Origin of the sequence: Kitasatospora sp. NPDC057512 (assembly GCF_042802135.1) — a bacterium.
GTDB lineage: Bacteria > Actinomycetota > Actinomycetes > Streptomycetales > Streptomycetaceae > Kitasatospora.
The window spans coordinates 1-12,031 of record NZ_JBHVET010000190.1; the positions used below are offsets into that span (position 1 = coordinate 1).

The 12,031-nt window shown below is 70.9% G+C and carries 10 protein-coding genes; 2 read left to right on the top strand and 8 right to left on the bottom strand.

All coding sequences use genetic code 11. From position 1 onward, the window contains the following. Positions 1–52 precede the first annotated feature (52 nt). From ACFU6K_RS15235 to ACFU6K_RS15270, 8 genes are all read right to left on the bottom strand, one after another. Positions 53–472 carry an SRPBCC family protein gene (locus ACFU6K_RS15235; protein WP_380663286.1) on the bottom strand — a complete coding sequence of 140 codons (420 nt, stop codon included), beginning with the start codon at positions 470–472 and terminating at the stop codon, positions 53–55. A gap of 53 nt (positions 473–525) precedes the next feature. Beyond that, entirely contained in the window at positions 526–1,536 is a 1,011-nt protein-coding gene (locus tag ACFU6K_RS15240) for an aldo/keto reductase (RefSeq protein ID WP_380663288.1), read from the bottom strand. A gap of 778 nt (positions 1,537–2,314) precedes the next feature. Continuing rightward, the gene (locus ACFU6K_RS15245) at positions 2,315–2,779 is read right to left on the bottom strand and encodes a MarR family winged helix-turn-helix transcriptional regulator (protein ID WP_380663291.1); all 465 of its coding nucleotides are present in this window, start codon (positions 2,777–2,779) and stop codon (positions 2,315–2,317) included. 938 nt (positions 2,780–3,717) lie between these two features. Then, positions 3,718–4,248, bottom strand: coding sequence for a hypothetical protein (locus tag ACFU6K_RS15250; protein WP_380663293.1), 531 nt, complete (start codon positions 4,246–4,248; stop codon positions 3,718–3,720). A gap of 26 nt (positions 4,249–4,274) precedes the next feature. Further along, positions 4,275–6,257 carry a hypothetical protein gene (locus tag ACFU6K_RS15255; protein WP_380663295.1) on the bottom strand — a complete coding sequence of 661 codons (1,983 nt, stop codon included), beginning with the start codon at positions 6,255–6,257 and terminating at the stop codon, positions 4,275–4,277. Then, a complete protein-coding gene (locus ACFU6K_RS15260; RefSeq protein ID WP_380663297.1) occupies positions 6,254–7,417 on the bottom strand; it encodes a purine phosphorylase in 1,164 nt (387 codons plus the stop codon). Before ACFU6K_RS15260 ends, ACFU6K_RS15255 begins: the two co-directional genes overlap by 4 nt. After that, the gene (locus tag ACFU6K_RS15265; RefSeq protein WP_380663299.1) at positions 7,418–8,161 is read right to left on the bottom strand and encodes an NUDIX domain-containing protein; all 744 of its coding nucleotides are present in this window, start codon (positions 8,159–8,161) and stop codon (positions 7,418–7,420) included. It lies immediately after the preceding gene. 868 nt (positions 8,162–9,029) lie between these two features. After that, positions 9,030–9,983 carry a pirin family protein gene (locus tag ACFU6K_RS15270; RefSeq protein WP_380663300.1) on the bottom strand — a complete coding sequence of 318 codons (954 nt, stop codon included), beginning with the start codon at positions 9,981–9,983 and terminating at the stop codon, positions 9,030–9,032. A gap of 92 nt (positions 9,984–10,075) precedes the next feature. On the opposite strand from ACFU6K_RS15270, the gene ACFU6K_RS15275 reads away from it, so the two are divergent. Both ACFU6K_RS15275 and ACFU6K_RS15280 read left to right on the top strand, forming a co-directional pair. Next, positions 10,076–10,564 (top strand): carboxymuconolactone decarboxylase family protein, encoded by a 489-nt coding sequence (locus ACFU6K_RS15275; RefSeq protein WP_380663302.1) that lies wholly within the window; start codon positions 10,076–10,078, stop codon positions 10,562–10,564. Between the two features lie 169 nt (positions 10,565–10,733). Further along, complete coding sequence (locus tag ACFU6K_RS15280; protein WP_380663303.1) at positions 10,734–11,975, top strand: serine hydrolase domain-containing protein; 1,242 nt, start codon at positions 10,734–10,736, stop codon at positions 11,973–11,975. Positions 11,976–12,031: the final 56 nt, after the last annotated feature.

The following is a 12,031-nucleotide window of genomic DNA, read 5'->3' on the forward strand; positions in this document are numbered from 1 at the left end:
CCTGGGGGATCGGGTGTCCGGACCGCCGCGCCGCCGGTGCGCGGTGCCCCGGTCAGCCCGCGAGGGTGCGGGCCAGGGCGTCGAGGCCGTCGGCGTAGATGCCGGTGAACAGGTCGACGACCTCCTGCTCGGTGGCGTTGACGGGGTTGAAGCGGCCGGACCACTGGACCTCGGCGAGGTCGTCGCGGCCGGGGACGGCGTGGACGCGGATGGTGGAGACGTAGCCGTCGACCGGGAACGGGGCCTGGAGGATGGCGTAGCTGTACTGCCGCTCGGTCTCGTTGAAGTCCACGAGGCGCTCGACGATCACCTCGCCCTCGGGGTTCTTCAGCTGACGTACCCGGCCGCCCTCGACGGCGACGCTCTCGGGGATGTAGGGCAGCCAGTCGGGCAGGGCGTCGAAGCCGCCGATGAGGGCCCAGACCTGCTCGGGGCTACCGGGGACGATGCGGCTGACGGAGGTGGAGGCCATGGTTGTTTCTCCTGTGCACTGCGGTGGGTGGGGTGTGGGGGTGCAGGGGGTGATCAGGCGCCGGTGGGCAGCGGGGCGGCCGGGCTGACCAGGCCGGAGGCGCGCAGCTCCTGCCAGAATGCGGCCGGGACGGTCTCGTTGAGGGCGGCGACGTCCTCGGCGATGCGGCTGGGCTTGGTGGCGCCGGGGATGACGGCGGCGGTGACCGGGTGGGCGAGGGAGAACTGCAGGGCGGCGGCCTTGATGGAGACGCCGTGCTTGGCGGTCAGGTCCTTCAGACGGGCGACCTTGTCCAGGATGTGCCGCGGGGCGGGCTGGTACTCGAAGTGGGCGCCGCCGGCCAGGACGCCGGAGCTGTAGGGGCCGCCGACGACCATGTCGACGTTCTGCTCCTGCGCCATCGGCAGCAGGCGCTGGAGGGCGTGGTCGTGGTCAAGGAGGGTGTAGCGGCCGGCGAGGAGGAAGCCGTCGGGCTGCGGCTCGTCCAGGGCCAGGGTGAGCTCGATCGGCTCGGTCTTGTTGACGCCCAGGCCCCAGGCCTTGATGACGCCCTCGTCGCGCAGGCGGGACAGGACGCGGAAGGCGCCGGTGCGGGCCTCCTCGAACTTGCTCAGCCACTGGTCGCCGTGGAAGTCCTGGGCGATGTCGTGGACCCAGACGATGTCCAGGCGGTCGGTGCCCAGGCGCTTGAGGCTGTCCTCGATGGAGCGCTCGGTGGCCTCCGCGGTCCAGACGTGGAGGACCTTGTTGGGGTTGCCGTGCTCGAAGATGCCGCCCTTCTCGCCGAGGTCGCGGGCGCCCTCCTCCACCTCGTCGAGGATGACGCGGCCGACCTTGGTGGACAGGACATACTCGTCGCGCGGCTTGGTGGACAGCACCTCGCCGAGGCGGGTCTCGGAGAGGCCGGCGCCGTAGAACGGGGCGGTGTCGTAGTAGCGGACGCCCTGCTGCCAGGCGGCCTCGACGGTGGCCGCGGCCTCGGCGTCGGGGATCGCGCGGAACATGTTGCCGAGGGGGGCGGTGCCGAAGCCGAGCTTGCCGGGAAGGATGCTCTTCAGGGACATGATGATGCCTTTTCGATCAGTGCTGCCGGGGCCTGACGGTGCTCCGGGCGGGGGCGAGGCGCGAGTGGACGGGCGCCTGCGAGGGGCGGCGGCGCTGCGAGCGGGGTCGCGCGAGGGTGCGCGGCGGCGTTCCGCAGGGCCGGGGGAGAGGCACCCTGCATCAGATGGATGCAGAAGCGCCTTACATGTGAAAACAATAGTTGCATGCGCGGGGTAATGCAAGTGTCTGCCGCGCCACATGTCAGGCGGCCCTGCCCGGACGGCCTTCGCGGCTCGTCGGTGGCGTGGCGAGGTCCCCCGCCAAGCTCAGTGCCGTCGGCAGGAGCGCGCAAGTCGAAGGCCCCGGTCGGGATGCCTCCGGGGCCGCCCTTTGGGCCCGACCGGAGCGGTTCCGGGTGTCGTCGAGCGGGACCTGTCGGGGTCGCCGTGCGTCGTGCTTCCACGGGGCCGACGGGGTGCCCGGCCCGTGGTGTCACCCGAAGGCCGACTCGCGGCCGGGCATCCGGTCCGGCCGCGGCTGTGGGGCGTGGTCGCGGGTGCGTTGAGCGCGGCCTTGTGCGGTAGCGAGGTGTCGCGGATGTTGCTCGACGTATGGAGGGGGTGAGTAGGGCGCCGGCGGACCGGGAGTCGTGGATCGGTTCCGCAGACGCGCCGGGTTCCCTCGGCGAGGGGTACCGCCTCGAACGCGCCGTCTGCTGCCGGCGCGGCTGACTCGCTCGTCCGACTGCCGGGGCGGCCGCCCGCCCCGCGTCGAGCGATCGGCCCGGCCGGCCCGGCCCTACCCGCGTCGCGCGGCGTCCACGGCCTCGACCGCGGTGACCAGCGAGGCCAGTTCGGGGTTGCGGGCGGCCTCGTCGAGCGCCTCCCGCAGCGCGGCGTCGTTGGTCGAACGGGCCTGCTCCAGCAGCTCCAGACCGGCCTCACTGACGTTGGTGTAGATGCCGCGGCGGTCCGCCGGGCACAGGAAGCGGGCCAGCAGGCCGCGGTCCTCCAGCCTGGTGACCAGGCGGGTCGTGGCGCTCGGACTGAGGACGAGCGCGTCGGCGACCTGGTTCATCTGCAGGTGCCCGCCGAGTCCGTCGTGCTGGCGGCTGAGCACGTCGAGCAGGGAGAACTCCCGTACGCTCAGGCCGTGCCGAGCCAGCAGGGCGCGTTCGAGGTGCGCCTCGATCCTGCCCTGCAGGACGGACAGCGCGGCCCAGCCGCTGGCGAGGGCGGTGAGCCCGGGGTCCGTGGCGACCATCGGGTCGGCCTCCTCTCGCGTACATCGGAGCGCAAAGTCAGTGTCATTGCAAATACCAGCGTATGCATCAAAACGGCGAATGCAAGTCCCCGGGCTTGCCACGCCTGCGCGAGCGCCGACGCCCCGCCCTCCAAGGGGCAGGGCGGTCGGGGCAGCGACGCGGGGCGGTCGGGCTCGAAATCCGGGTGCGCGCCCACTTCCGCCGGCCTAACCACCGGCGCCGACCCGACCGTCGGCATCGGCTGACCACACCTCTGGGTCATCAGCAAAGTCGGCATTGAGCCGGCATCGGCCTGAGAGGGTGTTCCGCGAGGCTTCGCCGGAGTTCAGGTCAGGGCGGCCGGCGTCGGGTTGGTGAGGGTGAACAGGCCGGGCTCGGGTTCGGTGAGGATGCCGCGGCTGACCAGGCGTTTCAGCCTGGGTCGGGTGCCTTCGATATGCCGTGGCCCGGGCGCGAGGCCGATCGCCTGGCAGACGTCTTTGGCCCGGAGCCCTTCCTCCGACGCCTCGATGACGGCCAGGATCGCGCGGTATCCGTTGTAGCTGACCGGACGCTTGAGCTCCAGCTTTCTCCGGGCACGACAACAAGGCCACGCCAGGGTAGGGACCGATGCCGGAGCCCGGTGACAGACGCCACCGGGCTCCGGTCGGTCGTCGGCACTTCGACCATCGCGACCATCAGCGCTCGCAACCCGAATCCGCTGTGCCTTCGCCCTGTGCCTGTACCTGACCGGCCAGCAGTGATCCCGCGCGAGTGGAGCACGTTGCTCGGGCAAGCGGCCCAGCGAGCTGCCCGACGGACGCACCTGCACCCTCGACCTCGACGAATTGTCCCGGGCTGAGCCGGACGCCTGCTGGCCATAGAGCGGAGTCCTGCCCGCGCTTCCACGTACCGGAGGCGCCGTACGTGTGTGTGGAGCGGGTCCGGCGGGGCCGTACTACTGCTCCGTGCGACGCAGGAACTGCCAACCCAGTACGGTCAGGGCGAGCGTCTGCACGAGCGAAGCGAGCACGAGCAGGGGCTGGGCGTGGGAGCGCCAGAAAGCGGTCGTGCAGACCATGGGCAGGACCAGGTAGGTGAACAGGTCCACTGCGGTCTGAAGCCGTTTGCGCATAGTGCGGCCCGTGACGTTGCGGTGGTAGACCTCCCAGTTGAACACCATGCTGTCGGCGGATGAGAGTTCCCCCAGGCGCGGTCCCAGCCGGTCGCGGACGTAGCAGCCGATCGCCGAGATCTTCTCGTCGTTGACGAGGTAGGTCCAGCCCAGGATCAGGCAGATCGCGGGGACGAAGAGCAGCAGTCGGGACTGTCCGCTCTGGACGGTGACCGCCACGACTGCGGTGGCCGCGGCGAGCGTGAAGTAGAGCAGGTTGTCGCGGAACCCGATGCGGGTCTTCTGCTCCTCCTTGAGGCAGTCGTACTCGGCCAGCAGGATCTTGCTCTCGGTGACGTCGTCTGTGGAGGTCACGGGAACTCCCAAGCTCGATTTGGGGATCAGCCGACGATTTGGAAGGGCGTCAGGTTGTCGGGACTGTGCCGTTCGATCCAGCCCTTTCCGTCCGCCGCTACCCCCTCCAGGATGCGGAAGGCGTGGGTGGAGCCGGCCGCACTGAGGTTGATCTCGGAGATCTCCTGAGCGTTCTCGTCCGGCGCCAGTTGGTGGGCGTCGGTGTCCTTGACACGGATCTTCCTGGCCGGACCGTTGGTGAGGACGAGCTCCAGGTCGTAGCCGATGTCGGCGTTCTCCGTCACCTGCACGTAGGACAGCGCGTCGAACCGGTAGTTGCTCCGCTGCTCGTTCTTGCGCGTCGCATCGGAGAAGGTGAACTCGGAGCTGACCTCGCGGACGCCGTCCTGGGTGAACAGGAACAGACGGAAGACGTAGTGCGAGTACCGCCAGTGGCCGCCCCGGACCCGGCCCCGTTTGGAGGAAGGAGCCGGGGCCACCAGGATCGTGTGGGTGATCAGGTCACGCCAGGTGAGCCGGTGGTACCGGAGCGCCTCATCGACGAACGAAGTCTTGTCGCAGGTGAGCCAGGTCTCCATTTCCAGCTCGGTGGGGCGCATGACGTCCAGGAATTCCTTCCAGCGCTGGTGGGCGATCTGTCGTGCGGTCAGCTGTTCGTGGTACTCCTGGGTCTCCCGGGCCAGTCGGTGCTCTTCACGTCGGATCTCCAGCCACCGGGAAGCTGCCGCGTGCCCGGACCAGGCCGCACCGAGCACGGCCAGGAAGGCCCACAGCGGTCGCGGCGAGGCGGCACCCGAGATCGCCGTGCCGGATGCGGCCAGAGCCGAGGCACCGAGAACGGCGAGGGCCACCACGGTCAGGGCCTTCGTCCCGGCCGGAGTCGGGTCCTGGCGGTGACGATCGAACAGGGTGCCGTTGTTGTGGCGGTTCCGGGCGTCCTCGGCGAGGTAGCGGATCAACCAGGTGACCCGCTCCACACCGATCCGGCTCTCCCGGTAGAGGTCCGCGATCTCGGCGGCGAGGCTGCCGCGGATCTGAACGGTGTGGGCGAGCCAGGCCTCCGGGGTGAACCCGTAGGGCGTGCGAACGCTGAAGTAGTGATCGAACGAATGACGGACGCTGTTGGTGAACCTGCCTTCGGTGGGTGCGGGATCTCGCGGGTGGGGGACGCGGGCCACGGCCGTGAGGTCCGACCGGAGTTCCCGCCCCCACCACCGGAGGCCGAAGCGGGCCGCGGTCAGACCCGCGCCGAGCGCCACCAGTAACTCGGCGGCAGCCCAGACCGGGTTCGCGATCAGTGCCAGGGCCCCGAGGAGCGCGCTGCTGAAGGCGAACAGAGCGGCCCGCACTGGGAGGGCCGCCCGGGCGGCGGCAGCGGTGCTCGGGCGGGGCGGAACGGCCCGCGCCCCGATGGGGGCGGGCGCGAAGTAGGCCCAGACCCGCCGGACCCGGTCGTTGCCGAAGCGTTCCGCCCCGGCCCGTTCGCAGGTCTCCGCCCACAGGTCGTCCTTCAGCCCTCCGGTGAGCATGAGGTCGAGGTGGCGGAGGATCGCGTCGCGCTGGCGGAGCGGCAGGTCATGCAGGTGCTTCAGCACGGCTCCGGTCTCGCCGCTCGCGGCGCTGAGCACCGCCAGCAGGTCGAAAGTGACACGCAGGGCTTCCTTCCACTCGCCCTCGGCGTAGATCCGTACGAGCCCGGAGGCGTGATGCAGCCGGTGGACGTCTTCAGCGGTGAGGTCCTGGTAGGTGCGTCCGCTGAGTACGGCGAGCACCCAGTGGAAACGTACCTCCGCGCCGTCGTACCTGTGGGCGATCGCATCGGTGATCATTTCGCGGGCGCGGCTGGGGACGCCGTCCTCCAGGAACCGTACGCCCAGCCGGTACTTCTCCTGCGGTGAGGCGTCCGGGTGGACGAAGTAGACGTTGGAGTTGTGTACGGTCCCGGCCTGGATTCCGACCGTGGAGTCGTACGCGGCCGAGCTGTACGCGGCATCGTTGCCCTGGTTCATGACAGGTCACCGGCGGTGGCGACCAGAGGGGCCAGCCGGGCCACCAGCGCCGGGCACTCCGCCACCAGCCCGCGCAGCCTCTTGAGTGTCATGGCCGTCCGCTTCGACGATTCGGGGGTGTTTCCCCCAGCCGACCGGAGGGCGGAGTCCAGATCGGCCAGGGCCTCCCGGTAGGTGTCCTCGTCGAGGGCGCCCTCGACGCGGTGGCGCCCCAACTGCTCACGGAAGTTGCTCAGTTCCGCGACCAGGTCCGTCGGTCCGGATGCCTTCGGGACCGCGTTCATGTGGACGCTGCTGCCCGTGACCGAGCCGGCCATGATGCCGACGGTGCTGTTGTGGGCGGTGTTGCCGACGTGTCGGTCGAGCCTGTCGGCCGCACGGAGCCTGTCGTCCCGGGGCATCGCGTCCTCCTCCAGTTCCCCCACCAGTTCCACCGCCAGGCGGGTGGCGAACGCCGCCGCGTTCGCCGCGGCCCGCGGCTGCCAGTTGCGGTCCTCCGCACTGTTCTTCGTGCCGTCCGCCCGGTCGCTGATCCCCCGGATGATGGCCACCGGTGCCCCGTTGAGATGGCCGGCCTGTGCCACACCGGCCGCCTCCATCTCGATGGCGAGTGCGTCGTTGTAGTGCTGCCGGATCCACTTCGCCTCGGCCGAGATCCTCGAGTTCTGGACGACCTCGCCGGCGGCGACCGCCCCGAAGCGGACCTGCGGTGCGTCCTCGTGACCGGGCGCGGGGTCCGCCCAGTCGTTCAGACGGGCCAGGTGCGAGGCGAGCTGGCTGATGCCGTGCGGTGCTTCCCACACCCGGGGGCGGGCTTTGAGCCCGTCGTCCTCGCTGGTCCCGCCGTGGTACGCGTACACGTGCGACGCCATCACCACGTCGCCCAGCCTGGTGGTGTCCCACAGTGCGCCGGCGACCCCGACGAACAGCACGGCCACCGGCGAGAACTCCTGGATCGCGCGTTCGGCGATCACTGCGGCGGAGTGGTTCCCCTTGCTCGTCAGGCCGAGCGCGACACGGCACGACGTGCCCTGCACGGTTCCCACTTCGAACCGGGTGCCACGCTCATGGCGATGCACCTGCGGGCCCGCCAGTTTCTGGCGTACGGCCTGGTACTCAAGATTGAGGGCAGTGAGAACCACCACCGGGCCATTCGACATCTATTCCTCTTCCCCTCTCGTGTTCTCGTCCGTCGCGGATGGCGCGGGCCGTATCAGCGGTGGGAACAGCACGGTCTTCGGGCCGGCCCGGTACAGCCGGGCGGGCCGTCCTCCCGTGGTTCTGCGATCCGTGCCGGCGGGGACGATGAATCCCTTCGCGGCTTGGACCTTCCGGTAGAAGTTGCGGGTGTCGAGCTCGGTGCCCCAGACGGCCTCGTAGACCTGCTGGAGCTCTGCGATGGTGAAGTTCTCCCTGCAGAACGCGGTGGCCAGCGCCGAGAACTCGAGCTTGGTGCGCGCGTGTTCGATCCCGTCCGTGGCGATTCGGCGGTGGTCGAAGGCGAGCTCCACCTCGCCGGACAGGACGGCTTCTGCGGGAACCCACGCGGCGTCGGTGGCATCCGTCCCCGCGACCGGGTCGGGCAGCCCCGGCGCGATCGCCAGGTGAGCCACGGAGACGACTCGCCCCCGCGGATCGCGGCCCGAGTCCCCGTACACGGCCAGCTGTTCAAGGTGCACCCGGCCAGTGGCCAGAGCCGTTTCCTCGCTCAGTTCACGGTGGGCGGCATCCAGGATCTCCTCGCCGTCGTGGTTCAGGAATCCTCCGGGTAGGGCGAGCATGCCCCGGAAGGGATCTCCGCCTCGTTCCACCAGGAGCACGTGCAGGCGGTTCTCCCGCAGTGTCAGGATCACGAGATCGACCGTCAGCAGCACGGCGGGTGGTGACCATGCGTCATCTTGCATGTCCTGCACGGTACTCCAGTTACTGTCACTTGCACAATAAGGGGAGTGATGAGGATGCTGTGCCGTTCGACCTTGCATCCGCGGCACGTGCGGCGAGACCGCGCAGATCGACCGGCTGGCACTGACCCCACCAGTCGGTTTTGGTTCTGCGGTTCCTGCGGTCGGTGCTGCCACGCTGCCCACGTGGTGAACCGCCTGGCTGATGTCACCTCCCGAACCTGCTGCAGCCCGCCGACAACCCCGTCGGCTGGTGGCCCTGAAGGCCGGATGCCTTCGTGGAGGCCGAGCGACTGGGGTGCTGGTGCTGGTGCTGCTGAGCGTCGGGTGCGCGTCCTGTCACTGGTGCCAGGCGATGGCGCACAAGAAGTGCCCGTCCAAGACCTTCCACCCAGAGGACCCGTCGAAGGGCATCCAGCGCCTCGACTGAGGGTGCTGCTGTCGTCGGGGTGTCCGCCGTGAGGTCACCCTGGCGCCGGGTCGGGGGCGGGTCGGCGGGCTCTTGGGGACAGCGGGGGGCTGGGAATGTCCCGCAGGGCCCGGGGCTAACAACTGGCTTGAAGCAAGATCGTCAGCGAGGGCAACGGACGGCATGGTGGAGGCCTTCTCCGGCCCGCGCCGCTCCGGTGGTGACCGTCCTTCGGCAGCCGACGAGGGGGCCGTGCCGGGCATCCGCCGGTTCTCGCGGCGGCGCCCGACGATGACGTTCCGGGTGCGGTGAGTGCCCCGATCGGTTCTGACGGGCCATCGGCAAACTCGGCATTGAGTCAGCATTGGTCCTGTCAAGCGCTGTCGCGGATGGTCGAGCGGTGTCATGCCTCGGGGGTGTGGCGGACCCGGCCGTCGCACCCCCGATTGGCAAACGCGCAGGTCAGCGGGCGTTCCCGCGGGGCTTGAGGGGGAGGCCGGGGAGTTCGGGGGCGGGGAGGCGGTCGCCCGGGTAGCCCTGGACGGCGCCGAAGCGGTCGGAGGCGGCCTGCCACTCGTCGCGGGCCTGGACGATGTCCTCGTGGGACCGCCCGATGAAGTTCCACCACATGACGATCTGCTCCTCGAAGGGCGTGCCGCCGAGCAGGACCAGCCGGGCGTCGGTGTCGCCGGTGTTGGTGAGGGTGAGGGTGCTGCGGCCGGGGGCGGCGTAGCCGAGTTCGGCGGGGCGCAGCGGGGTGTCGAGGAGGCGGACGTCTCCGCTGTCGACCAGCAGGCCGTGCTCGAAGGCGGGGTCGACGTCGAGGGTGACGGTGGCCCGGGGGCGCAGGGTCAGCTCGGCGCCGAGCAGCGGGGTGAAGGTGGGGACGGGGGAGGTGTCGCCGGCGAGGGTGCCGAGGAAGACCCGGGCCTCGCCGCCGTCCAGGGCGACGGGGGCGGGCACGTGGTGGTGGAAGTCGCGCCCGGTGTGCCGGTGCTCCTCGGGCAGGGCGACCCACAGCTGGACGCCGTGCAGGACGGTGGTGGCCGGGGTGGAGACCTCGGAGTGGGCGATGCCGCGGCCGGAGGTCATCAGGTTGACCTCGCCGGGCCGGACGTACGCGTGGACGCCGAGGCTGTCCCGGTGCTCGATCTCGCCGGTGAACAGCCAGCTCACGGTCTGCAGGCCGGTGTGCGGGTGCGGGGCGACGTCCATGCCGCCGGTGCTCGCGACGTCGTCGGGACCGTAGTGGTCGACGAAGCACCAGGCGCCGATCGTGCTGCGGGAGCGCTGGGGCAGGGTGCGGCGTACGGTCATCGCGCGCGGGCCGCCGAGCGGCACGTCCCGGGCGGGCAGGACCTCCACCCGCGGGTCGGCGGTGGGGGTGGCGGCGCGGTCGGTCTCAGCGGTGCTCACGGGGGTCCCTCCCAGGTGCAATTAGTTCTATATTCAACTATCATGCCATGGCAGAGTGGCGGACGACAGCCCGATCAGCTTAAGGAGTCCAGGTGAGTGACGTGACGGAGGTCCCGACGGACCGGCGGGTGTTCATCGACAAGCAGAGCCCCCAGGCGTACAAGGCGTTCCTGGCCGCCGCCGAGGCGGCGCGCGAGGTCGCGGCCGGGGCCGGACTGGACCGCCGTCTGATCGAGCTGGTGAACCTCCGGGTGTCGCAGATCAACGGCTGCGCCTACTGCCTGCACGTGCACACCAGGGCCGCGATCCGCGAGGGCGAGACCGCCCAGCGCCTGGGCGTGCTCGCGGCCTGGCGGGACACCGAGGTGTTCAGCGACCGCGAGCGCGCCGCGCTCGGCCTGGCCGAGGCGACCACCGCCCCGGCGGACGCGGCGCTCCAGGAGGCCGCGTACGGCGTGGCGCGCGAGGTGCTGAGCGACGAGGAGATCTCCGCGGCGGTCTGGGTGTCGATCGCCATCAACGCCTTCAACCGGGTGTCCATCCTGAGCAAGCACCCCGTCCGCCCGGCCCCGGCCCGGTAGTTGCGCGCGGTCGTAGCGCCCGGCACGGATCTCCGCCTTCCGGCGGAGGCTCTCCGTTGTCGGGTGTACGACCGACTCCTCCTGGCGGGGGATGACGGGCCGTCAACGGTGCGGCGAGGCTGGGCGACGGAGGCGAGGAGCTGCTCGCCGACTGCGAAGGTGGGGTCGCATGGCACGTCGTACGTTTGTTTCCGCGCTGGTGGGGGCGGTCTGTCTGGCCCTGGCCGGGCCGGTGGTCTCCGCGGGTGCGGCCGGGGCCGCCGACGCGCGGCCGGGCTCCGGCGACCCGAGGGCGGCGGCCCTGCGGGCGGTGACCGGTGCCGGCGCGGTCGGGGCGATCGCCGAGGTCAGGGACGGGAACGGGGTCTGGCGCGGGGCGTCCGGCGTCTCCGACCTGGCCACCGGCGCACCGGTCCGCGCCGACGGGCGGTTCCGGGTCGGCAGCGTCACCAAGGTGTTCGTCTCCACCACGGTGCTCCAACTGGTCGGGGAAGGGCGGATCGGCCTGGACGACCCGGTCGAGCGGTACCTGCCCGGACTGGTCCCGAACGGCGACCACATCACCGTCCGCCACCTCCTGAGCCACCGCTCCGGACTCTGGGACCCCACCAACGAGAAGGGCGGGGTGTTCCCCGACTGGACGGACCCGGCGGTCGTCCGGAACTGGCTCGACCAGGGCGGCCTGACCCGGCACATCACCCCGGCCCAGGTGGTGGCCTCCTCGGTGGCGCACGCGCCCAACTTCCCGCCGGGTACCGGGTACGGCTACTCCAACGTCAACTACACCCTGCTCGGCATGGTCATCGAGAAGGTGACCGGGCACGGCTACGCCCAGGAGGCCACCGCGCGCATCCTGCGCCCGCTCGGCCTCACCGACACGTACTTCCCGGGCACGGCCACCGGCATCCGGGGCCCGCACGCGCACGGCTACTGGACGCTGCCCGAGGGCCCCGGCCCGAAGGACCGCAGCGACCGGGACGTGACGGTGGCGAGCGTCACCTGGGCGAACTCGGCCGGCGAGGTGATCTCCACCCTCGGTGATCTGAACCGCTTCGACAAGGCTCTCCAGGGCGGCCGGCTGCTGCCGCCGGCGCTGCTGAAGGAGATGACCACGACGACCCCCATCGAGGTCGACGGCATGCCGACCGGGCTGGGCTACGGGCTCGGGATGGCCAGCTGGCAGCTCTCCTGCGGCCCGGTCTACGGGCACAACGGCTCGGTGCCCGGGTACAGCACCGAGATGTGGAGCTCGGGCGACCGGCAGGTGTCGATGTCCGTCACCCCGCGCGGCGGCGAGGCGGAGTTCGTCGCGCAGCTGCAGGCGGAGGGCGGCTTCCTGGAGCAGGCCTTCTGCGGGACGGCGAAGGGGGCGGGGCAGGGCCCGGCCGCCATGGCGCCGAAGCTGGGCTGACCGCCCGCCGCTCCGCGGTTCCACCGCTCCGGCTCGTCCGCGCGCAGGCTCAACCG